Annotated in this window: 23 protein-coding genes and 1 tRNA gene; 14 read left to right on the top strand and 10 right to left on the bottom strand. The window is 60.5% G+C overall.

Features of this window, described 5'->3' with window-relative positions:
* Window positions 1–99: 99 nt before the first annotated feature.
* Window positions 100–663, top strand: a complete 564-nt coding sequence (locus tag AAE029_RS15840; RefSeq protein WP_371073812.1) for a dihydrofolate reductase family protein — start codon at window positions 100–102, stop codon at window positions 661–663.
* A gap of 6 nt (window positions 664–669) precedes the next feature.
* On the opposite strand, the gene AAE029_RS15835 is transcribed toward AAE029_RS15840, so the two are convergent.
* The gene (locus tag AAE029_RS15835; protein ID WP_371073811.1) at window positions 670–1,248 is read right to left on the bottom strand and encodes a TetR/AcrR family transcriptional regulator; all 579 of its coding nucleotides are present in this window, start codon (window positions 1,246–1,248) and stop codon (window positions 670–672) included.
* An 87-nt stretch (window positions 1,249–1,335) separates the two neighbouring features.
* On the opposite strand from AAE029_RS15835, the gene AAE029_RS15830 reads away from it, so the two are divergent.
* Window positions 1,336–2,391 (top strand): alpha/beta fold hydrolase, encoded by a 1,056-nt coding sequence (locus AAE029_RS15830; protein ID WP_371073810.1) that lies wholly within the window; start codon window positions 1,336–1,338, stop codon window positions 2,389–2,391.
* Between the two features lie 92 nt (window positions 2,392–2,483).
* On the top strand, window positions 2,484–3,059 hold the full coding sequence (locus AAE029_RS15825; protein ID WP_371073809.1) for a transglycosylase SLT domain-containing protein: 576 nt from the start codon (window positions 2,484–2,486) through the stop codon (window positions 3,057–3,059).
* A gap of 68 nt (window positions 3,060–3,127) precedes the next feature.
* On the opposite strand, the gene pdeM is transcribed toward AAE029_RS15825, so the two are convergent.
* Entirely contained in the window at window positions 3,128–3,853 is a 726-nt protein-coding gene (gene pdeM / locus AAE029_RS15820; protein WP_371073808.1) for a ligase-associated DNA damage response endonuclease PdeM, read from the bottom strand.
* A gap of 23 nt (window positions 3,854–3,876) precedes the next feature.
* Window positions 3,877–6,387: a ligase-associated DNA damage response DEXH box helicase gene (locus AAE029_RS15815; protein ID WP_371073807.1), complete on the bottom strand. Its 2,511-nt coding sequence runs from the start codon at window positions 6,385–6,387 to the stop codon at window positions 3,877–3,879.
* A gap of 148 nt (window positions 6,388–6,535) precedes the next feature.
* On the opposite strand from AAE029_RS15815, the gene AAE029_RS15810 reads away from it, so the two are divergent.
* The gene (locus AAE029_RS15810) at window positions 6,536–7,036 is read left to right on the top strand and encodes an Rrf2 family transcriptional regulator (protein WP_371073806.1); all 501 of its coding nucleotides are present in this window, start codon (window positions 6,536–6,538) and stop codon (window positions 7,034–7,036) included.
* A 25-nt stretch (window positions 7,037–7,061) separates the two neighbouring features.
* Window positions 7,062–7,526 carry a carboxymuconolactone decarboxylase family protein gene (locus AAE029_RS15805; protein ID WP_371073805.1) on the top strand — a complete coding sequence of 155 codons (465 nt, stop codon included), beginning with the start codon at window positions 7,062–7,064 and terminating at the stop codon, window positions 7,524–7,526.
* A 219-nt stretch (window positions 7,527–7,745) separates the two neighbouring features.
* Here the strand turns inward: AAE029_RS15805 and AAE029_RS15800 are convergent, their stop codons facing one another.
* The gene (locus AAE029_RS15800) at window positions 7,746–8,687 is read right to left on the bottom strand and encodes a methyltransferase (protein WP_371073804.1); all 942 of its coding nucleotides are present in this window, start codon (window positions 8,685–8,687) and stop codon (window positions 7,746–7,748) included.
* A gap of 142 nt (window positions 8,688–8,829) precedes the next feature.
* On the opposite strand from AAE029_RS15800, the gene AAE029_RS15795 reads away from it, so the two are divergent.
* Genes AAE029_RS15795 through AAE029_RS15785 form a run of 3 tightly spaced genes read left to right on the top strand, consistent with a single transcriptional unit; the run spans window position 8,830 to window position 10,972 of the window.
* Window positions 8,830–9,096, top strand: coding sequence for a DUF6460 domain-containing protein (locus AAE029_RS15795; protein WP_371073803.1), 267 nt, complete (start codon window positions 8,830–8,832; stop codon window positions 9,094–9,096).
* A 1-nt stretch (window position 9,097) separates the two neighbouring features.
* Window positions 9,098–9,589, top strand: a complete 492-nt coding sequence (locus AAE029_RS15790; protein ID WP_371073802.1) for a CAP domain-containing protein — start codon at window positions 9,098–9,100, stop codon at window positions 9,587–9,589.
* A 33-nt stretch (window positions 9,590–9,622) separates the two neighbouring features.
* Complete coding sequence (locus tag AAE029_RS15785) at window positions 9,623–10,972, top strand: MATE family efflux transporter (RefSeq protein WP_371073801.1); 1,350 nt, start codon at window positions 9,623–9,625, stop codon at window positions 10,970–10,972.
* On the opposite strand, the gene AAE029_RS15780 is transcribed toward AAE029_RS15785, so the two are convergent.
* Window positions 10,948–12,036 (bottom strand): quinone-dependent dihydroorotate dehydrogenase, encoded by a 1,089-nt coding sequence (locus AAE029_RS15780; RefSeq protein WP_371073800.1) that lies wholly within the window; start codon window positions 12,034–12,036, stop codon window positions 10,948–10,950. The two genes, AAE029_RS15785 and AAE029_RS15780, sit on opposite strands and share 25 nt — an antisense overlap.
* Complete coding sequence (locus AAE029_RS15775) at window positions 12,033–12,386, bottom strand: DUF952 domain-containing protein (RefSeq protein WP_371073799.1); 354 nt, start codon at window positions 12,384–12,386, stop codon at window positions 12,033–12,035. Before AAE029_RS15775 ends, AAE029_RS15780 begins: the two co-directional genes overlap by 4 nt.
* A gap of 119 nt (window positions 12,387–12,505) precedes the next feature.
* Here AAE029_RS15775 and AAE029_RS15770 point away from each other — a divergent pair, with 119 nt between their 5' ends.
* From AAE029_RS15770 to AAE029_RS15750, 5 genes are all read left to right on the top strand, one after another.
* A complete protein-coding gene (locus AAE029_RS15770; protein ID WP_371073798.1) occupies window positions 12,506–12,910 on the top strand; it encodes a hypothetical protein in 405 nt (134 codons plus the stop codon).
* Window positions 12,911–13,103: 193 nt separating this feature from the next.
* Window positions 13,104–13,751, top strand: a complete 648-nt coding sequence (locus AAE029_RS15765; protein WP_371073797.1) for a response regulator — start codon at window positions 13,104–13,106, stop codon at window positions 13,749–13,751.
* Between the two features lie 342 nt (window positions 13,752–14,093).
* Window positions 14,094–14,759 carry a S24 family peptidase gene (locus AAE029_RS15760; protein WP_371073796.1) on the top strand — a complete coding sequence of 222 codons (666 nt, stop codon included), beginning with the start codon at window positions 14,094–14,096 and terminating at the stop codon, window positions 14,757–14,759.
* A gap of 14 nt (window positions 14,760–14,773) precedes the next feature.
* A complete protein-coding gene (locus AAE029_RS15755; RefSeq protein ID WP_371073795.1) occupies window positions 14,774–15,493 on the top strand; it encodes a thermonuclease family protein in 720 nt (239 codons plus the stop codon).
* Window positions 15,494–15,541: 48 nt separating this feature from the next.
* Window positions 15,542–15,955: a tellurite resistance TerB family protein gene (locus AAE029_RS15750; RefSeq protein WP_371073794.1), complete on the top strand. Its 414-nt coding sequence runs from the start codon at window positions 15,542–15,544 to the stop codon at window positions 15,953–15,955.
* 122 nt (window positions 15,956–16,077) lie between these two features.
* On the opposite strand, the gene AAE029_RS15745 is transcribed toward AAE029_RS15750, so the two are convergent.
* Window positions 16,078–16,950 (bottom strand): transporter substrate-binding domain-containing protein, encoded by an 873-nt coding sequence (locus tag AAE029_RS15745; RefSeq protein WP_371073845.1) that lies wholly within the window; start codon window positions 16,948–16,950, stop codon window positions 16,078–16,080.
* 360 nt (window positions 16,951–17,310) lie between these two features.
* Between AAE029_RS15745 and AAE029_RS15740 the strand changes: the two genes are divergently transcribed.
* Window positions 17,311–19,317 (top strand): methyl-accepting chemotaxis protein, encoded by a 2,007-nt coding sequence (locus tag AAE029_RS15740; protein WP_371073793.1) that lies wholly within the window; start codon window positions 17,311–17,313, stop codon window positions 19,315–19,317.
* Window positions 19,318–19,543: 226 nt separating this feature from the next.
* Here AAE029_RS15740 and AAE029_RS15735 read toward each other — a convergent pair.
* The 3 genes from AAE029_RS15735 to AAE029_RS15725 all read right to left on the bottom strand — a co-directional run bounded on the left by AAE029_RS15735 (window position 19,544) and on the right by AAE029_RS15725 (window position 22,085).
* Window positions 19,544–19,617, bottom strand: a tRNA-Gly gene (locus AAE029_RS15735).
* Window positions 19,618–19,674: 57 nt separating this feature from the next.
* The gene (locus AAE029_RS15730; protein WP_371073792.1) at window positions 19,675–21,282 is read right to left on the bottom strand and encodes a GMC oxidoreductase; all 1,608 of its coding nucleotides are present in this window, start codon (window positions 21,280–21,282) and stop codon (window positions 19,675–19,677) included.
* On the bottom strand, window positions 21,279–22,085 hold the full coding sequence (locus AAE029_RS15725; RefSeq protein WP_371073791.1) for an aldo/keto reductase: 807 nt from the start codon (window positions 22,083–22,085) through the stop codon (window positions 21,279–21,281). The genes AAE029_RS15730 and AAE029_RS15725 overlap by 4 nt, the downstream gene beginning before the upstream one ends.
* Between the last annotated feature and the right edge of the window lie 15 nt (window positions 22,086–22,100).

The following is a 22,100-nucleotide window of genomic DNA, read 5'->3' as shown; positions in this document are numbered from 1 at the left end:
CCGCTTGCATTTTGCCATCAGTCAAGCTAGCTTTCAACCAATTGCTTTTTGCAACCAGTTTAAAATCTGATACAGATCGAAACCTGAAGGAGAAGGGAAATGCGTAAGCTTATCGTCTGGAACCTGATGACTCTCGATGGCTATTTCGAGGGTGAAAAGCCGTGGGACCTCGATTTTCATAATCTCGCCTGGGGACCGGAACTGCAGCGCTATGCGCAGGAGCTCGGCAAGGAAGGCGATCTGCTCGTCTTCGGCCGCAAGACCTATGAGGGTATGGCCGCCTATTGGCCGACGGCGGAGAACGAGGGGGAGATCAAGGAATACATGAACAGGATCGCCAAGCTCGCGGTCTCGCGCACCATGAAGGAGGCAGAGTGGAACAACACACGCGTGGTCAGCGATCCGATCTCCGAATTGAAGAAGCTCAAGGAGGAGCCGGGCAAGACGATCTTCATCTTCGGCAGCGCGGAACTTTCAGATTCGCTTCTGAAGGCGGGACTGATCGATGAGATCCGCATCTGCCTCGTGCCCGTCGTCCTCGGCAGCGGCAACCCGCTTTTCAAGCCGAACACGGAACAGATGCCAATGAAACTGATGGAAGCCACGCCACTTGCGACCGGTGCCGTGATCCTGCGCTACGAGCCGGCCAGGGCGGCCGCCTGAACCGGATCAGCTTCTTGCCGCCGCGGCCACCAGTGTCGCGGCGGCGGCACCCGCCGTTTCCATGTAGATGGGATCACGATGCAGCAGCACGACCGCGAATGCACCGTCGAGCAGAAGAACAACCTGACGCGCGAGAATCCGTGCGTCCTTCACGGTTGCCGTTTCAAAGACCTCTGCCAGCCAATCCTCCACCCGCTTCTTATGAGTCGCGCCGACCTTCATGGCCGGATGGCCGGGCATGTTCGCAAGCTCCGCCGACGTTCGCAGGAAGCCGCATCCCTTCCATTTCGAATGGCGCGCCGATTTCGCCAGATTATCAAAAATACCTTTGATCTTATCCGAGAGATCGCCCTCCGTCTCGCCGAACCAACGCTGGAATAGTGCGAGATTGGGCTGATCCCGACCATCGAGATAGGCGGCAATCAGCTCATCCTTGCTAGTGAAGTGGTAGTAGAGCGTTCTCTTCGTCACACCCGCCTTTTCCGCAACCGCATCGACGCTAACGCTGCGGATCCCCTCACCGTAAAACAGCTTGGCAGCAGCGGTAACGATGCGTTCGCGTGTGTTGTTTCGCCGGATTGTCATAGACGCAATGTATACTGACTAGTGAGTATCAACAATCCGATTGCGGCTCTAAGATCCACCCGTTCCTATTGAGGCCGGGAGAGGCGGATGTCAGGCGATAGTGCTTTTTCGATCAGGTGCGACGATGAGGCGCGCGCGCTGCCCACGTCCGAAGCCAGACCTGTCACGCTTGTCTGCCGTGACGGCGTGACGCTTGGAGCCCATCTCTGGGAAGCGGCGAGCCCGGAAAGCCGTGGCAGCATCGTCATCAATTGCGCAACGGGCGTTCTCGCGCGCTACTATCACCATTATGCACGCTTCCTCGCCATGCACGGCTTCGATGCTCTGACCTACGACTATCGCGGCATCGGCCAATCACGGCCGATAAGCTTACGCGGCTGCGGCTATCGCTGGCGCGATTGGGGCGAACAGGATTTCGACACCGCTCTTCGCTTCATGCATGAGCGCAGTCCCAACGCGCCTTTGCTCGTCGTCGGCCATAGCATCGGCGGCTTCCTGCCGGGTCTTTCGGAGAATGCCCATCGTATCGGGCGGATGCTGACGATCGGCGCGCAATATGCCTATTGGCGCGACTACGCGCCGGGTCAGCGTGTCAGGCTCTTTCTGAAATGGCATGTGGCCATGCCGGCAATGACCGCTCTCTTCGGCTATTTCCCCGGCCGAAGGCTCGGCTGGCTCGAGGATCTTCCCGCGGGGGTCGCGAACGAATGGAGCTTTCGCAGGGCACGCATGGAACTCAGCCATCCTGTTGCCGAGCGGGCCAGCGTGATCCGGCGTTTCGATGCGGTCACCGCTCCAATCCTCGCGATCGCCATGTCCGACGACGAATTCGCGACAATTCCAGCAATCCGCCGGACGCTCTCCTACTACCGCAATGCGGCGGCCAATGAGGCCGTGTTAACTCCCGCCGCTCTCGGCTTTCACCGAGTCGGACATTTCGGCCTGTTTCACGCGCGCCACGCCGCGGGGTTCTGGCTCGATACGCTGTTGTGGCTGAGAGACGGCATCAATCCCTGGCCAGCCGGCATAGAGCGGGATGCCGAAAAGTGTGTGCGGTTTTCGGGCGACATCCCGCTCTCGCTTTTTGATTTAGAGGCGGATTCAGATTTCAGGTCGGTTCGACCTGAAATCATCCGGCTCTAGTCATGACGAATCCGTGAAGACGTTCGCATTCGTCTAAAAACCGGTCTTTAAACTTTACGGGTTAGTAATCTCTCGAAACGAGAGGTTCTGTAATGCGTACCGTCCTGATCGTCGCACTGCTTACGCTGCTTGCAGGCTGTGCGACCGCACCCGACAAAACCAGAGACATATGCGCCGTCTTCGATCAGCGCGACGGCTGGTTTAACAGCTGGCAGCGTGCGGCCGAGCGAACGGAGCGGCAATACGGCGTTCCCGTGCCAATCCTGATGGCGACGATGTACACGGAATCGGGCTTCCGCCCCTATGCGAGACCACCGCGCACCAAGCTCTTTGGCTTCATTCCTTGGACGCGTCCGTCGAGCGCCTACGGCTATTCCCAGGCTCTGGACGGCACCTGGGACAAGTATCAGACGCAAACCGGGCAATGGTCGGCAAGCAGGACCAATTTCGCCGACGCGATCGACTTTATCGGCTGGTATCACTACCAGAGTCACGTTCAGAACGGCATTGCACTGAACGATGCCTACAACCTCTATCTTGCCTATTACTCCGGGCAGCAGGGTTATGCGAAGGGAACATGGCGTTCCAACGGTCAGTTGCAGCAGACCGCGCAGCGCTTCGCCAACATGACGAATACCTATGCGCGGCAGTTGCAGAGCTGCGACTAAAGCCAGTTGATTTTATGCATGTCGTTGCCGCAAGACCGCTGCACACTTTTGCGCGACATGCATTAGGACTATCCCACCAGGTTGCCGAATCTGACGGAATAGATCCGGTCCCGGCCAAGCAGATGGGCGACCAATGCGGTGAGATCGAAGAGACCACGCATGGCCTTGTGACGAAGGTCGAGCCCGCCGCTCATGACGCCGAACGCAGGCATCAGGAGGCGGGTGCCGTCGGTCGCAAAGCAGGGACGGCGGATGGATCTTTCGCGTCGGCGAACTGTCGCGGACGGGTGAAGATGGCCAGCGATTTCGCCCTGCTGCGGGCCGTTCCTCGGCTCGTGGCGGAAGGTCAGCCCGCCATAGTGGATCTCGTCGGCTGAGCTGCCCGGCAGGTCGACGGTTCCGTCCGGATCATGATTGCCGTTGATCCAGATCCATTCGCGGCCACGCGCCATATGGACGATCAGCGTGCGGAAGTTTTCCGGCAGATGCACCGAACCGACGCGGTCGTGGAAATTATCGCCAAGCGTGATGACGAGTTTCGGATCGTAACGAGAGATGACGGCCGCCAGCAGCGTCAGCGTCGCCAGCGTATCATAGGGCGGCAGCAGCATGCCGCGACGGGCAAAAGCTGCACCCTTCTCCAGATGCAGGTCGGAAACGACGAGAATGCCGGCATCCGGTAGATAGAGTGCGCCGAGCGGATCGCAAACAGCGGCGGTGCCGCAAATGACGGTTTCGACGCCGGGAACGGCGACGGCCCCATTCATTTCGCGCGCAAGCGCCAGACGGTTCATCAATCTCGTAGTCCCCAATTCGTTTAAGCGAAGGCTTCGCGGATCAGATCATCAGCGGCCTCCGCCAGGAGGTGGTCATGAGCCTCACCCGGGACGGCCTCGCGCCCGATCTCGAGCATCACCGGTACTGCGAGCGGCGAGATATGATCGAGCGCGCGGTGCGTGATGTGACCCCTGATTCGCTTCAGCATATCGCCAATCCGACCGATGTCCAAAAGTCCCTTCGCCGCATCCTCCCTGGTCGCTTGTAAAAGGATATGGTCGGGCTCGTGCGTGCGCAGGACATCATAGATCAGATCGGCGGAGACCGTGATCTGCCGGCCGGTCTTTTCTTTCCCCGGATGACGACGCTCGATCAGGCCGGCAATCACGGCGCAATTGCGGAAAGTGCGCTTCAGAAGGAAGGAATCACTGAGCCAGGCTTCGAGATCATCGCCGAGCATGTCCTCATCGAAGAGATCGGAAAGGCTCAAGCGGCCGTTGGCGATCATCAGGCCCATATCCTCCAGGCCCCAGATACCGAGCGAGTAATCCGTGGCTACGAAGCCGAGCGGCTTGGCTCCGACGCGATCCAGCCTGCGCGTCAGCAGCATGCCGAGCGTCTGATGCGCCAGCCTTCCCTCGAAGGGATAGGCCACCATGTAGGCCCGGGCGCCACGCGGAAAGGTCTCGATCAGCAGTTCCTCCCGCTTCGGCAGGATCGACCTGTCCCTCTGGACCTCCAGCCAGTCGCGCACCTGATCCGGCAAGCGGCGCCAGTGATCCGGATCGGCGAGGATCGAACGCACCTGATCGGCCAGATAGGTGGAAAGCGGAAACTTGCCGCCGGCATAGGAGGGGATTTTCGGATCCATGGAGAAGGCCTGGGACGCCAGGCATTCGTTCTCGCGAATGCCTTCGAAGCGCAGCACCTTGCCGGAGAAGATGAAAGTATCGCCCGGCGACAACTGCTCCAGGAAATATTCCTCGACCTTGCCGAGCGAAGCGCCGCCGCGGCCGATCTTGCCGCCGGCGCCGCGCTTGACCAGGCGGATGTTCAACATCGGGGATTCGACGATGGTGCCGAGATTCAGTCGGTATTGTTGCGCGACCTGCGGATTGGAGACGCGCCAGCGACCTTCTTTCGTCTTTCGAATGCGGGCGTAGCGCTCGTAGGTTCTGAGCGCATAGCCGCCGGTCGCCACGAAATCGACGACGCGCTCGAAGGTTTCCCAGGAAAGATCCGCATAGGGCGAGGCGCTGGTGATCTCGTCGTAGAGCTCCAGCATGTCGAAAGGGTCGGCACAGGCCATGCCGAGCATGTGCTGGGCGAGCACATCGAGCGCTCCGGCGCCGACCGGGGGCGTATCCTGCGCGCCGACATAGTTCGCGTCGAGGGCGGCTTGGCATTCCATAACCTCGAAGCGGTTGGCGGGTACGAGGATGGCCTTCGACGGCTCGTCCATGCGGTGGTTGGCGCGACCGATGCGCTGGGCAAGCCGGGAAGCGCCCTTCGGCGCGCCGACATGGATGACAAGATCGACGTCGCCCCAATCGATGCCGAGATCCAGAGTGGAGGTCGCAACGACGGCCCGCAACCGGTTGGCCGCCATCGCGGCTTCCACCTTGCGGCGCTGGGCTACATCGAGCGAGCCGTGATGCAGCGCGATCGGCAAGTTCTCCTCATTGGCCGACCAGAGTTCCTGGAACAGCATCTCGGCCTGCGAACGGGTATTGACGAAGAGCAGCGTCGTGCGATGCTCGGTCAGTTGCTTGTAAACATCGGGAACGGCGTATCTCGCCATGTGACCCGCCCAAGGGATGTGCTCCTCTGTCTGCAGGATCGAAATGTCGGGCTTGGCGCCACCCTCGACCATGACGAGGCCGGCGTGGCAGCCCCTGCCCTCTTCCTGCGCCACCAGCCACTTCTGCAGGTCCATCGGCTCGGCGACGGTTGCCGAGAGACCAATCGTCTGCAGGCGGGGCGCGAGGCGGCGCAGACGCGCGAGGCCAAGAGCAAGCATATGGCCGCGTTTCGATGTGACCAGCGAATGCAACTCATCGAAAATCACATATTTGAGATCCTTGAAGAAGCGCTCCGCTTCCTTGTTCGCAAGAAGAAGCGCCACCTGTTCCGGCGTCGTCAGCAGGATGTCGGGGGGATCGAGCTTCTGGCGCTGCCGTTTCACATTCGGCGTGTCGCCCGTGCGGCTCTCGATGGTGACGGGCAGACCCATCTCGGTGACCGGCTTCATCAGATTGCGCTCGATATCGACGGCGAGCGCTTTTAGGGGCGAGACGTAAAGCGTGTGGATCCCGGTGAAAGCCGAGCCTGGCGGAATCCTGCCGCGGCGGGTGAGATCGGTGAGTGACGGCAGGAAGCCGGCAAGCGTCTTGCCGGCGCCGGTCGGCGCAATCAGGAGCGTGCTTTCTCCCGCTTCGGCGCGGGCCAGCAGTTCGAGCTGATGGGCGCGGGGACGCCAGCCCTTTTCCGCGAACCAGCGGGTAAAGGGTTCAGGCAGGGCAATGCGTTCCTCGACGTCGATCTGATCCACAACGGCGAATGTAGTTCAAACGCTGCGGAATAGAAGCAGGCATTGCATCTGCCGATCAGCTCCAGCGAACGGTTTCGTCGGAAACTCTAGGGCGCTTGCCAGATCGGATAATCGTAGATATTTTTTATCCACGATTGGAGCGATTTCAGTGAAACTCGGCGATGGTGTCGAACAGGCAATCCACAGTGTTGCCATGCTGGCAGGGCTTTCCGAGGGCGGCGTGCTTTCGGCCGCCGCAATCGCGGAGTTCCATGGCGTATCGGCCAGTTATCTGCTGAAGCATCTGCAGGCGCTTTCGTCAGCCGGAATCCTCGATACCGTCCCCGGGCCCAAAGGCGGCTACCGGCTGGCGAAAACACCGGAGAAGATCACGCTTCTCGATATCGTACTTGCGGTCGAAGGACCGGCGCCTGCCTTTCGCTGCAACGAGATTCGGCAGCGGGGGCCGAATCCGGTGCCCGACCGTTTCTTCGCTCAGCCCTGCACGATCGCTTCGGCCATGCTGCGTGCCGAACAGGTGTACCGGGCGGAATTGGCAAAGACGAGAATTGTCGACATCAGAGCCGAACTGAAGGCGCTCGATGACGGAACGATCGCGGCGAGAAGCTGCGCATTCATGGAAATCCACGAACGAAAAACGAGCCGATAGGGCTCATCAATCCAAGGAGAAGAACATGCAACCGCGTTTCAATCCCTATAAAGCCGCTCCGGACGCCTATAAGGCTGTGAGCGCCCTTGATCAGTACGTCACCAAGGATTCCGGTCTCGAGCATCGCCTCATCCACCTCATCAAGCTGCGCGCCTCGCAGATCAATGGCTGTGCCTACTGCGTCGACATGCATGTGAAGGAGGCCCGCAAGGACGGCTTGAGCGAGCAGTGGATCAACCTCATCTGCGCCTGGCGGGAATCGCCGGTCTATGACGCCCGCGAGCGCGCCGTGCTCGCCTGGGTCGACGCGCTTACCAATATTGCGCAGACGGGTGCGCCGGACAGCGACTTCGAGCCGTTGAGGGAATTCTTCTCGGAAGAGGAGATCGTCAAGATCACGGTGGCGATCGGCGCGATCAACGTCTGGAACCGGCTTGCGGTCGGCTTCCGCTCGCAACATCCGATCGACAAGCCTGCTCAGGCGGCTTGAGCGCGGCCTTCGAGGATTCGGTGGTCGCGATAAGGATGTTGACTGCGGCGCCGGCCCCTCATCCCCCTCCGGGGACCTTCTCCCCGCAAGCGGGGCGAAGGGGGAGTCGCGCCCTCCTCCGTCCCTTTCGGAAACATGTCTCCACCTCGTTTGCTCGATCGTTTCCCTCGCCCTGCTTGCGGGAGAGGGTTAGGGTGAGGGGCGGAACTCTCAACCCATTCAATGGTTTCCGGTCTTCCGCGCAAGGAACAGAATGCCGGAGACAGGATTGCCGCCATCCTTGCGAATGGTGGTTTTCCTGAAGTCGACGACCGAAAAGCCATGGTCGCCGCAGAGGCTGCGGATATAGCCTTCAGAGTGCGCATAGCGCAGTGAAGGCGCAAGATGGAAGCCGGCGTCCTCGCCGGCATCCTCGACCGAAAAGGCAAAGATCGCGCCGGGGGCCGCAAGATCATCCACGATCGCGAACACGCTTCTGAGATCCCCGAGATACATCATCACATCGGCGGCAGTGACGAGATTGGCGCGGCGCGTGGCAAAACCCTGCCGGAAAAGACCGGATTCTTCGGGAGGAAGCGACAGGTCGGCCTGGTCGAGGTGGTCATAGACCTGCTTGTCGGCCGCCTTGGCCAGCATGTTCTGGGAGAGGTCGAAACCCTCCAGGCGGCTGACGCGACTACGGATCTCCGGGCCAAGCAGGCCAGTGCCGCAGCCAAGATCGACCGCAAGATCGAAGTTCGCCGCGCTTTCCGCGATCAGGGCGGCAAGTTTCTGCGGCACGCTGTAGTCGAGCTTTTCGAGCAATGATCTTTCGAAGCGGTCGGCATAGTCGTCGAACAGCCGCTCGACATAACGGCTCGACGGCTGATCGGGTACGTCCGTTGCCCCGAGCAGGGCAAGCTTCAGCCCAGCGCCGAAGATATCCTCCGAATCGAGCGCGAGGACCCGCTTCAGCGCGTCGATCGCAGCATCCTTCCTGCCAGCCTTTTCGCGATAGCCTGCCAGTTGAAACCAGCCTGCAGCCCAGCCCGGCACGAGATCCAGCGCCTGTTCCATCAGTTCGACGGCGGATTCCGGCTCGCCGCCCTCGTCGAGCATCTTTGCGTAGTCGGCGCGACGGTCGGCAATGACATCGCCGGAGGAAAGCTGGTAGGCCTGCATCTTCGTTACCTGATTGGATCGGCGCTTGTTGCGCCGGCCACAAAAAAACTCAAGTCCTATTTCAGGGACGGGGTCGAATGCCTCAAAATTGCTTGCGGGCAACGATTCGCACGCCTATCTCAGGGCAAACAGGAGATTGTGCATGTCCGATCAGGTGAACAGATTCCTCGGCGACTCGATCGGCCGAACCGTGGTGAAGCTGCTTGTCGTGTCGCTGATCGTCGGTTTCGTGATGACGATCTTCGGATGGGCGCCGCTCGACCTCATCTACGGCATTCGCCATTTCGTCCTCGATCTCTGGCATCGGGGCTTTGCCGCGCTTGGGCATATAGGCGACTATCTCCTCCTCGGCGCGACCGTCGTCATTCCCGTTTTCATTGTTCTCCGTCTCTTCAGCTACCGCCGCTAACATGACAATCATCTTGACCTCTCGACGCAATATCCTGCGCCTGTCGGGCCTTGCTCTCACCGCCGGTATCGTGAGCTGCACCACCAGGTCGCCGCTTACCCCTGGAACGGGCGAAGACGAAACGGCAGCCGCCCTTCCGCTCGTCAATTCGCTGCGCAGCAAGAGCGGGCTGTCGCCGCTGGCAAGCGATCCTGCCGCACGCGCCGCCGCGCTCTACCAGGCAAAGCGCATGGCCGATGCCGGCAAGATGGCGCATCTGATGGGGTTCAGCGACAGTTTCGTAACCCGTGTCAAGGCAAGCGGCGTCCGTATGCCGGCCGCCGAGAATATCGCCTCGGGTCAACAGAGTGTCGATTCCGTCGTTCAGGCCTGGATCAACTCGCCGCATCATCTGGAGAACATGCTCGGACGCTATAATGGCATCGGTGTCGCCGTCGCGCACAATGAGTCTTCCCGGAACCTGCCCTATTGGGCCATGGTACTGTCGGGCTGAGGCAAAGTCTCAGCTCAGGATGCGGGAGGGGTTATGGATAGCGCGACACAGAGCAGGAAGGCACTTTCCTTTGACGTGACGCACCGGCTGGTGCTCTCCATCGCCATTCCCATGACCCTTGGCTTCATGACGACACCGCTGCTCGGGCTCACAGGCACCGCGGTCGTTGGCCGGCTTGGCCAGGCGGATGCGCTGGCGGGGCTTGCGATCGGCGCGATGCTCTTCGATCTCATCTTCGCAAGCTTCAATTTCCTGCGCGCCTCGACGACCGGGCTCACTGCCCAGGCTTTCGGCCGTCATGACCAGCATGAGCAACAGGCGGTCTTCTGGCGCGCCCTGATTTCGGCCGTCGTCTGCGGCGTGCTGATCCTGATCCTCTCTCCGCTTTTGATCTCCGGCGGGATCAGGCTCATGGGACCGGAAGCAGCCGTCGCCGAGGCGACGCGCACCTATTTCTCAATCCGCATACTCTCCGGCCCGGCTGCACTCGCCAATTATGCCATTCTTGGCTTCGTGCTCGGGCGCGGTCAGGGCAGCGCCGGGCTCATGTTGCAGACGATCATCAACGGCACCAACATCGTGATGTCAATCGTCCTCGGTCTCTCGCTCGAATGGGGAGTAGCAGGCGTCGCCTGGGCCACGCTGATCGGAGAGGTGGCGGGCGCCTTTGTCGGGCTTTTCATCGTCCTCCGGGGCTTCGACAAGGAGAGCCGGCCGCGCCGCGCCGAGATCTTCTCACGCACGAAACTTGCCGAGCTCTTCGCGCTCAACCGCGACATTCTGATACGCACCTTCGTGCTTCTCGGCGCCTTCACGCTCATGACGCGCATCGGAACCAGCTTCGGCGCCGTGACGCTCGCGGCCAACGCCGTGCTGATGAACATCTTCCTGTTGTCCGGCTATTATCTCGACGGCCTTGCCAATGCGGCCGAACAGATCACCGGCCGCGCGATTGGCGCCGGCTATCGCCCGGCCTTCGATCGCGGACTGAGACTGACGGCAATCTGGTCCTTCGGGCTTGCCACGGCGACAACCGTCTTCTTCTTCCTTGCGGGGCCATGGCTCATATCGGTGCTGACGACGGCACCGGAGGTGCGTTTGGCGGCGGGGACCTATCTGCCTTGGGCAGCCGTCACAGGCCTGACCGGCGCGCTTGCCTTCTTGATGGACGGCGTCTTTATCGGTGCCACATGGTCAGCCGACATGCGCAACCGCATGCTGATGTCCTTTGCCGGCTATCTTGTCGCGCTCGCAGTCTTCGTGCCGCTCTTCGGCAATCATGGCCTGTGGCTGTCGCTTAACGGTTTCCTGCTCTTCCGCGGCATCTTTCTCGCGATGCTGGTCCGGCCGCGAGCTGATCAGACCTTCCGTCCAGCCCAGTGATCGGTGCGGCTATCGCGCAGATCGCGGATCGAGGCTACGCGCTCTCGGTCAAGCAGCTTTGAAAGTCCTCGGACGATCGTCCCCGGCAAACCGGGCCCTTCGTAGACCATACAAGAATAGAGCTGTACGAAATCGGCGCCTGCGCGGATCTTTTCCAACGCCGTTTCCGCCGACGAGACGCCGCCGACGCCGATGATCGGCAGAGCCGGGCCGACGCGTCTGCGCATCTTCGCCAGGACCACAGTCGATTTTTCGAAGAGTGGCTTTCCCGAAAGGCCGCCTGCCTCGCCGGCCTGACGCTGATCCTTCAAACCGCTGCGGTCGAGCGTCGTGTTGGAGACGATCAGGCCGTCGAGATCGTGGGACAATGCTTCCGCCGCGATGTCGTCCATGCCCTCTTCCGTCAGATCGGGCGCGATCTTCAGGAAGACCGGGATCTTCCTGGCCGCCTTCGTCGCCTCCTCATCGCGGGCAGACAGCACGGCGGACAGTAGTGCTGCGAGACTTTCGCGCGCCTGCAGGTCGCGCAGACCCGGCGTGTTTGGCGAGGAAACATTGGCGGTGAAATAGCGCGCGACGGAATAGAAGCGCCGTATGCCGGCGACGTAGTCGGCGATGCGATCTTCGCTGTCCTTGTTGGCCCCGATATTTACCCCGATGATCCCCCGGCTGCGCACATCTGAAAGCCGCCTGAACGCCGCATCATGGCCTTCGTTGTTAAAGCCGAGGCGATTGATGACGGCCTCATCCTCCACAAGGCGGAAGATGCGCGGGCGCGGATTGCCCGGCTGCGGCCTCGGCGTGACCGTGCCGATTTCGGCGAAGCCAAAACCGAGCCGCAGCAGGGCTTCCGGAACCTCCGCATTTTTGTCGTAGCCAGCGGCCATGCCCAATGGATTGGGGAATTCAAGGCCGGCTACGGTCTGGCGCAGCCGCGGATCCGGTGCGATATGGCAGGCGGGAATGACGCCGGCCTTCAGCGCGGCGATGGACATGCCATGGGCGGTTTCCGGGTCGAAGAGAAACAGACCTTTGCGGGCAACCCGCTGGAATGAATTGATCACGGCGCGAGCTCCGGAAAGATATGAGTGCCGGCATCGTCGAGCGGCAGCGGCTTTTCCCACAGAACGGCTGAGAGCGGCAGATCGGCGTAAAGATGCGGGAAGAGATCGCCGCCGCGCGACGGTTCGAAAACCAGCTTGTCGCCCAACTTTTCACCGTCGATCGCCACGAGCAGCAGGCCGGACTGCCCGGCGAAATGGCGCGCTGCCGTCTCCTTGACCTGCTTCGCCGTGGAAAAATGGATGAAACCGTCCGTCAGATCGATGGCGGCGCCGTGAAAAACGCCGGCTTGTCTGGCTTCCTGCCAGAGGGTTTCCGTCACTATCTTGTAAAGCGTCGGTGTCACGGTCATGATGGGTCCATGAAATGCTGGTCGTCAGATGAAGAGGGCTTTGCCGGAAAGAGATCGCAATGTCCACGCCTCGCCGCGAAAATCGTGGACGACCACAGGCAAATTCCGGAGGATGAAAGATGAAGGCGATAGTGATTGCCCTTGCCGGCTTCCTTTTGCCGCTCGCAGCCGGCGCGGCTGAGCAGGATACGGCACGTTTCCAGCTGGAACGGAGTGACGATCACTTCGTGCGGCTCGACCGGCAGACGGGCGCCATGTCGCTCTGCGAGCAGAAGGATGGCACCCTCGTCTGCCGCATGGGGGCGGATGAACGCGCTGCCTATGAAGCGGAACTTGACCGGCTGGCGGAGCGGGTCACCGCGCTCGAGAAGACGGTCGCCAATGGCGGACGCACCGGCCTGCCTAGCGATGCGGAAGTCGACCGATCGATCGGCATCATGGAACGGATGATGCGCAGTTTCATGGGGATGGTCAGGGAATTCCAGGCGGAGGAAGAGAGCAAGACGCTTCCGCAAAAGACGTGATTTGATGTATATCAGGGAGGACTCAAGTGTCGCGTGTATATACGCGGTGAGTCCTGCCGCATGGTTCCTCAAATCGGAACCGATTTAAGGATAAAACCATGCAGCCATTGAAAGTGTTACAGCGATCCTCATGCGTCTTATAAGACGCATGGCGCTGTAGAGGGGAAATCGAGCTCTTGGGAGGGGGCCTTCGATGAACGAGCAAACAATTATTATTGCAGACGATCACCCACTGTTTCGGGGTGCGCTTCGCCAGGCCGTGAATGGGATGGCGGGGCAATGGCAAGTGGTGGAGGCGGGCGATTTCATGGCGGCAAAAGCTGCCGCAGAGCGTCACGCCGACGCCGATCTCATGCTGCTTGATCTTGCCATGCCCGGCGTTAGCGGCTTTTCCGGCCTGATGTCGCTCCGTGCCGAATTTGCAAACCTGCCGATCGTGATCATTTCAGCGACCGATGACGCCACCACCATCCGGCGCGCGCTCGAGCTCGGCGCGTCAGGCTTCATCTCCAAATCCGCCGGCATCGACGACATCCGCCGCAGCATCGATGCCGTTCTCGCGGGCGATATCGCCACGCCACAATCCTATCAGGACGGACAAGAGCAGGATCCTGACGTCGCCGATCTCATCCATCGGCTGCATACGCTGACGCCGCAGCAAAGCCGTGTGCTGGCGATGCTTGCCGAGGGTTTGCTCAACAAGCAGATCGCCTATGAGCTGGGGGTGTCCGAGGCAACCATTAAGGCGCATGTATCCGCCATCCTGCTCAAGCTGAATGTCGATAGCCGTACCCAGGCGGTGATTCAGCTCGGCAAGATCAATGTCGCAATGGTGGCGTGACGTTTAAAATACTGAAGGGAAAAGGATTTTATTCCTTATCGCTCTTTACGGATGGCGCCGCGTCAGTTAACCTTTTTTAAAGCGTAAGGACGCGAGGGCAATTCAAGGAAGAGCGCGAAGCGGCTATCCGTTCGGAATTGCGTAGAAACAAAAGGTTAGAGCGATTTCTCGCTTTCCATTAAAAGCTAAACCGCTCTGGCGCTGGATTGCGATGATTTTGGGTCAAATAGACCCAAAATCATAAACGTGATCGATTCTAACAGGTTAGAGCGGGTTGCGGGTGGAAACGCATACCCTTTTCCCATTCCGCTCTGAGCCCGAAGGCGCGGGACGCAGACGACGATGCTGTCACATGACCAGATTTGGGATGCGCTTGACCGGCTTGCCGCGCGGCATGAGCTGACTCCGTCCGGGCTTGCGCGGCGAGCGGGCCTCGATCCGACATCGTTCAATAAGTCTAAGCGTCTCAGCCCTGACGGGCGGCTGCGCTGGCCGTCCACGGAATCGATCGCCAAGGTGCTGGACGCAACCGGATCAAGCATGGAGCAGTTTCTGAGCTTCATGCGGCCGGGGGACTCAGTTCCAGGCGTGCCCGGAAGGTCTCCGCCGCAAAAGACGACCTCGATACCATTGCTCGGCTTCGCGCAGGCTGGCGCCGGGGGCTTTTTCGACGATGGTGGCTTTCCGGCCGGACAGGGATGGGACGTGGTGGAATTCCCTGCCGCGCCTTCGCAGAAGGCCGGCCTTTATGCCCTCGAAATACAGGGCGACAGCATGATGCCGCTCTATCGCGATGGTGATGTGCTGATCGTCGAGCCAGGAGCACAGGTCAGGCGCAACGACCGTGTGGTCGTCAAGACTCGCGAGGGCGAGGTCATGGCCAAGGTGCTGCTACGTCAAAGCGCCCGTTCCATCGAACTCTTGTCGCTGAACCCGGCGCACCCCAACCGCACGCTCGAACTTTCGGATGTGGAATGGATCGCGCGGATCATCTGGGCCAGCCAATAGGAAAGTTTTCCATCATGCGCCCGGCAGCCTTCTTAACAGGACTAGCGGGAATCGCGACGGTCAGCCTGCTGCTGAGGGTGGGCGAGGTACATCTAAGGGATGCGGCGAGCAACACCGACTTTACTGCGATGACGCGGGATGAGATCGACGCTGTTGGAGACCTGCCGGACGAGCCACCGAACGAGCCCACCCGGACCGCATCGGAGGAAGGCGCACCTGCGATCAGCTTGCCGGAAACCGCCCAGGCCGCACCACCGGCGGACGGGCCGACCGGCGAAGCGCCTGCCTCTGGTTCGCAGTCTGCAGGGGAGCCTAAAATGATGGAGCTGCCGCGGCCAGTTGCAGAGCAGGCCGGCATCCTGAGCTTCGGGGACAAGCGCGTGCAACTCGCCGGGATCGTGCCCACGGCGACTGACCAGACCTGCAAGGGAGCGAATGGACGAGAGTGGCCTTGCGGCATGGTGGCGAAAACGGCACTTCGACTTTTTCTGCGCCAGCGCACCGTCAATTGCGGGATGGATAGCGACGACTGGCAAGGGACGGCGACCGCGGAGTGCCGCATCGGATCGCAGGATATTTCCACCTGGCTCATCGAGAACGGTTGGGCGGAGGCGGAAGCCGGATCGTCCCTGGTGGCGGCATCCGAAAAGGCCAAACAGGCGAAGCTCGGCCTTTATGGCGACGATCCCCGCGGCAGAGAGGCAAGGCAAACCGGATCCAGTCCCTTGCAATAAGCCCTGCCAATTCATAGTTTGGGCGAAAGCCAAAGGATACCACTCGATATGAACAAGCCGCTTACCGCGCATGATGCCCTCGTCTACGTCATGGTCATGGCGTCCGCCGTCGACCGAACCATGAACGACAAGGAGATGGCGCGGATCGGCCAGTTGATCGGCGTCCTTCCGGTCTTCAAGGATTTCGATGACGACAAGCTGATATCCATCGCCAAGGATTGCGCGGCCCTGCTCGCGGGCGCGGAAGGTCTCGACGTCGTGCTGGAAACGGTGCGCGACACCTTGCCGTCACGGCTCTACGATACGGCCTATGCGCTTGCGGTCGAAGTCGCTTCGGCAGACTTCTCGGTGAAGGCGGAAGAGCTGAGGCTGCTCAGTCTGCTGCGCGATCGTCTCGGGTTGGACAAGCTGACCTGCGCGGCGATCGAGCGCAGCGCCATCGCCCGTTATCGCAGCGCGTGAGGCTAAAGCCTGTCGCGTGAAGGTAGGCTCACGAGGCTTTAGCTTGTTGTTTTCATGCAATTCCGGACGGGAAAACCGCTTCGCACTTTTCCTGGAATTGCTTTAGCGGGCTTCAGCCAGGCTCAATAGAGCCCGTTCGGGAAATAGCGCAGATAGATCTCCTGCAGACGGCCGTTGCGCGATAGCGTAGCGAGCGCGTGGTCAATCGCGGCGGTCAGAACGCTATCCTGCTGGCGCAGCATGATCGTCATCCCCTCGCCCAGAAACTGCTCGGAAATATAGGGGCCATCGAAAAGAGCGCAGCATTTGTCTGAAGCCGGGGACGAGACCCAGAAAGATAGTTGCAAGCCATCGGCAAAGGCGGCATCGATCTTTCCGTCCTTCACCGCCGCCAGCAGTTCCTCCTTCGTCTTGAAGGGCACGGGCTTGATCGTCGGGAAGAATGCCTTCAGCATCGCTTCATGCGCCGTATCCGCGACGACTCCCACGGAACGTCCAGCAAGCGCGGTGACTGCTCTTCCTTCAGCCGGCGTCTTCAGATTGCGGACGAAACGGGCGGGCAGCATGAGAAACGGCCGTGAAAAGGCGAAGCGCTGGCGCAACGCCGGCGTGACCGCCACGCCGGCGATCACGGCGTCTCCCTGCGAGGCGGAAAGAGCATCCTGAAGATCGGCGAATGGCAAGGCCTGGATCTGGCATTTGTCCGTTATCTCCAACTCATCGCAGATCTCCCGGGCAAGATCGATGTGAAAACCGGCGAGCTTGCCTGTCTGATCGGTAAAGTTGAAGGGCGGAAAATCGACCGAGGTCAGAAAGCGCAGGCGCACGATTGAAGAAAGATCGGGCTTGGCGAGCCTCTCGCGCGCGTCGAAGAGGAGGGGCAGATTGGTCGCCGGCGGCTGCTGTGCGAATAACGGCGTGGCCCAAAGGAACAGAACCGAAATCACGCAAAGCGCGCATATTCCCTTTAGCGGCAAAAGACGCGAAAGCACCATCATGATCCGACCTCGGCTTATTTGAAGCGTCGCCGCTCGGGCCACGATGTATCAGACTCATACGTGCCAGGGAATAGAGCTCGCGATCGTGCTCCAATAGCGGATGTGACCGGCATACTGTCGTACAAAATTTGCAAAGATCGGGTGCTGTTAGCATGCAATTAAATAATATCGGGTTCTATGCAGACGACGACATTCGCCAGCTCCGGCGGATTGCATGACGCGCATTGTCGAGCCTTTGCCAGGGCATCCTCCCGCAATTTCCTCGTGCCCGCATGCCTCGCCTTCATGCACATTCCTGTTTTCAGGCGGCCGCGCTGCGAGAACAAACAACCGGTCCGAGACAGAGGTCAGATATTCATGCTTAAGAACCTGAAAATCAGAACAAAAATTCTTTCAGTTATCCTATTGTCAGGCGTCATTTCCCTCCTAGGACTGCTCTATGTCATCGCCGAATTCCGGCGGGCCGACAGCAGCTACAGCACCTTCATCGATCACGAAGCCCTTGCCGCGATGCAGGCCTCGCGCGCAAACTCCTCTGTGCTTTCCTCCGTTCTGCAGACAAGCTTCGCTCTCAATTTCAAAGCAGGGTCGCCGGAATCCGAAGCGGCGGCACAGGCAGCGGTAAAATTCGGTCAGGCAAGGGATCGCCTGCAGCAGGTAGCCCAGCTGGTTCCCAGCCGTCAGGCGGCGGTTGACGACCTGATTGGGGATGTCAACGATCTGGAGACGGCAAGTAAGAAGGCCATCGAGCTCTATAAGGCCGGGGACGCAGACGGCGCCCGCGAGGCGATCGCAACGATCAGTAAGGGCGTGGCCGAAATCACCCCAAAAATGATAGCGAACAATGATGTGCTCATGAATCTCCTGAACGATGGCGGCGACGCGCTTTCGGCAACGGTAAACATGCACATCGACTGGAGCCTCGCCATCATTGGCACCGCGATCCTCGCGATGATCGCGCTCGGCACCTATGTCGCCCAGGCCGGAATCGCCAACCCGATGTCTCGCCTGCGTGAACGGATGGCTCAACTTGCCGATGGTGACACTGCGACCGATATTGCAGGTCTCGACCGACGCGACGAGATCGGACTGATGGCCGCTGCCGTCTCCGTCTTCCGCGACAATGCCGTCGAACGGGTCCGCCTTGAAACGCAGGCCGAAGCCGATCGTAATCTGAGTGAAAGCGAGCGTCATGCACGCGACGAACAGAAAGCGATGGAGGCTGCCAATCTTCAGCGCGCAGTCCAGGCGCTCGGCGACGCCCTGAAGCGTCTGGCCGGCGGTGACCTAGCATCGCATATCGATACACCTTTCATCGACGATCTGGATGCGCTGCGTCAGGATTTCAACAACTCCGTCGCGAAGCTGAACGAGACGATGCAGTCGGTCGGCGCCAATGCCCGTGCCATCAGCGCGGGCGCGAATGAAATCCGCTCCTCGGCCGACGAGCTCTCAAGGCGTACCGAACAGCAGGCTGCCTCCGTCGAGGAAACCGCGGCAGCGCTCGAACAGATCACGACCACCGTCAAGGATGCCTCCAAGCGCGCAGAAGAGGCGAGCCAGCTCGTTGCCCGCACCCGCGCCGGCGCCGAGAAGTCCGGCGAGGTCGTCCGCAAGGCCGTCAGCGCCATGCAGCAGATCGAACAGTCCTCGGCCGAAATCAGCAACATCATTGGCGTGATCGACGACATCGCCTTCCAGACCAACCTGCTGGCGCTGAATGCCGGCGTCGAGGCGGCACGCGCCGGCGAAGCCGGCAAGGGCTTCGCTGTCGTCGCCCAGGAGGTTCGTGAACTGGCGCAACGCTCCGCAAATGCCGCCAAGGAAATCAAGGCGCTGATCACCACGTCCGGCGGGCATGTGCAGACCGGTGTCTCTCTGGTCGGCGAAACGGGCAAGGCGCTCGATGCCATCGTTCACGAAGTGCAGGAAATCAACCGGCATGTCCATGCGATTGCCGAAGCGTCGCGCGAACAGTCGACCGGCCTTCAGGAAATCAACACCGCCGTCAACACCATGGATCAAGGTACGCAGCAGAACGCGGCCATGGTCGAGGAAAGCACCGCTGCAAGCCATAGCCTTGCCACGGAGGCGGCGGCCTTGAATAACCTGCTCGGCCAGTTCAAGCTTACGGGCACCGGCGGCTTTGCCGATGTCGCGCCCGTTTCCGTGGCTGCGCCTGCACCTGCACCGCGGCCCGTTGCCCGTCCCGCCCGGCAACCGGTCCGCATCGCAACCGAGGGTCAGTCAAGACCTGCCCCCTCTCCCGCCCGCGCACTCGGCCAGAAGCTTGCCAGCGCTTTCGGCAAGAGCGGCGGCGCGCAGCCAAGCCCGAGCCAGGACGCAGACTGGACGGAATTCTGAGGTTGAAACCTCTACGCATCGCTTCAGCATACGGAAACGGGCGGCATCTGCCGCCCGTTTTTCTTTCTCATGTCTTTCCGTGGTCATCTCTGTTTCAGTGTTTTCGCTTGAACAAACTCAATCGAATATCGGCAAAAAGGGTAATCATCCCGAAAGGGGCGCCTGCAGGGCAGACGCCGCTGAATGGAGTTCTTTTCTTGGCGTAAGCTTTTGACGAAAGGGGAACTGGAGCGGGCGAAGGGAATCGAACCCTCGTATTCAGCTTGGGAAGCTGCTGCTCTACCATTGAGCTACGCCCGCCGATATTCGAGACTTCCAACAGTTACCGACATCTGTCAAGGCGGAAAGAATTCCGCCTCAGCCGGCGTGCGCATGTTTTTCCGTCGGGACGACCTGCTTCGGAAGGGCTTCAACGCTTCCAGATCCTTTTGCAATATCGTCCGCCAGACGCAGAGCGAACATCATCAGCATCATCGTGGGATTTGCCCCTCCTCCGCTCGGGAAGGTCGAGGTCGACAGGACGCGCATGTTGGGGATGCGAAAGGCTCGCAGATCGCGATCAACGACGCCCTCGCTGGAGCTCCTTCCCATCCGTGTCGTTCCACCGGGATGAAAGGCGCTGCCTCCCAAAGCCAACTCGGCTTCGGCCTCTCCGGGCCCCCTGCGAAGAATATCCGCGAGCGGCGCCAGGTCGGAGCCCCGCCAGCAATCGATGAAGAGGTCGGTGGCCTTGGTCAGGTTTTCCTCGTCCTGCCGGTCCACGGTCCAGTCGATCACGGCCAAAGGTTGGCCATCACGACCCCGGCGATCATCCGACAGAAATATCCTGTTTTCGGGGCGTGGTATCTGCTCGATCACCATATGAAGCTGAATGTCGGCGGCAGAGGGATAGAGCAGGCGCTTTTCGACGAACCGCCACCATGTCGCCCGCATCAGCCATGGCAATGATTTCGTCAGTTCGACAAGTGTCGAAAGCTTCGGGTAACGCCGCTGCTGCAATTGCCGGAAGAGGTCGCGCAACGCGTCAAATCCACCGCGTTGCTGCTCCTGAAAAGCGATATGCGCAAAACAATCAGGAACGGTCTTGCGATGAGGCGAGCGTTCCGACAGCTCAAATCGGACATTTCTCATGCCATCACCTTCAAACCGGAACCCCACGATGCGGTTCAGGGCCTTGCGGTCATGCACCTGTAACCTGGCCACCGGCGCGGAGAGGTGATCGTGGAAATATCGGCCGAGGACGTCGTCCGGAGCGAAGAACTTGCCGCTGTTTTGACGATCCGCGAGAAGAAGCAGCCGCGTGCTCTCGATAGCACCCGCCGCTATCACGACTTCATTCGCGCGGACGGAGATTTGCGCGGAATCGGGAGCGGTCGCAACGACCTTGGCCAACCGGCCGTTTTCGCCGATCTCAAAATCCGTTGCCGTTGCATTCAGCCAAATGATCGGGTCGTCCGTGTTCGCGATCTCCTGCGATAACAGGTTTGCAACGTTGCGCCTGGCAAAGGCCGGCCATTTCGCGAGCCGCGCCATGTAGTCGGGAGCCTTGCCATCACTCTGTGCTGTAACACCATCCCAGTCATAGGATCCGGGCGGCAATTGAAAAAGCTGCTCGACCCGTGGCAGATAGGACGTGATTTCCGCATGCGAGACCGGCCACAAGCCGGGGTCCATGTCGGCGGCCAGAAAGGGAATAAGCGCTCCACCCCAACGAGTCGACGTTCCGCCAAGGCAACGGAAGCGGCCACGCGCAGCGCCCGGATAATTCGATCCGATCTGGACCACGGCGTTCAGTGGATGCTCGTCCTCGTCCTGCCGCAGCCCGCCGGACTCCAGAACGATGACACGCAGCCCCGACTTCGCCAACTCTGTGGCAAGGACCAGGCCGACCGTGCCTGCACCCACCACCAGCACGTCCGCTTCGACGGTCTCTTTTTCGGTATGGCCGAGAAGGTCGCGTATCATGCCGTATCCTCGCTCAATCTGGCGAATTGCGTGAGCCTCGCAATTTTCTTCGTGCTGACGATGATTGCGCCCTCCATGTTGCGCCGCAGCGCCTGCCGAAGGACATCGGGCACCGAAACCCGGCCGCCGCGGGATTTCGCCGCCGAGACATAGCCGTAGGTTATCTGGAACCGCTTGCCGAAACGCTTGAGGACATCAGCCTCCCTCCCGTCGAGGCTGTCCAAGACCTGAACCACATCAGCCAGGGAACAGCGGATATCGAGAAAGGGCTTCAGCAGGTCCGGCCTGAGCGCGAGGCCGAAGCGGCGGACCTGCCCGGTCGAAACGCAACGCTCGAGCCAGCGCAGCCATTCGTCCACATCGAGAAGAGCCAGCATCGGTCCATGCAGCATGTAGAGGTCGATGCAGTCCCGTCCCAACCGGCGCAAACTTCCTTCGAGGCTTTTCTGAGCGCGCGCAACATTCCAGTCGTACGAAGGATGTGACAGAGCCGGAATCAACCGGCCGCCGGCTTTGCGCAGGAAGATCTCGGGCGCAGATTGCGCCTCGCCGCCGGGCGAATAGATACCGACCTTTGTCGTGACAGTCACTTCGGGATGGCGCGCCAGAACGGGCCTGAGGTCACGCTCCGCCATGCCGAAGCCGTAAGAGGGTGCGGTATCGAAGTGGGTAAATCCGTTGGCAACCGCAGCTTCCAGGAGCCTTTGACGCCTTGCAGACGTGCCCGCGCTGAAGAGGTTCGCGGTTCCGAAGACAAACCGCGAGGCAAATATGTCCGTTCCCGGAATGCATATTCTCTTCACTCGCTGCCCCCTGCC

It is taken from the genome of Sinorhizobium sp. CB7 (genome assembly GCF_041357635.1).
Taxonomy (GTDB): domain Bacteria; phylum Pseudomonadota; class Alphaproteobacteria; order Rhizobiales; family Rhizobiaceae; genus Rhizobium.
This window is presented reverse-complemented; position numbering and strand designations above follow the sequence as displayed.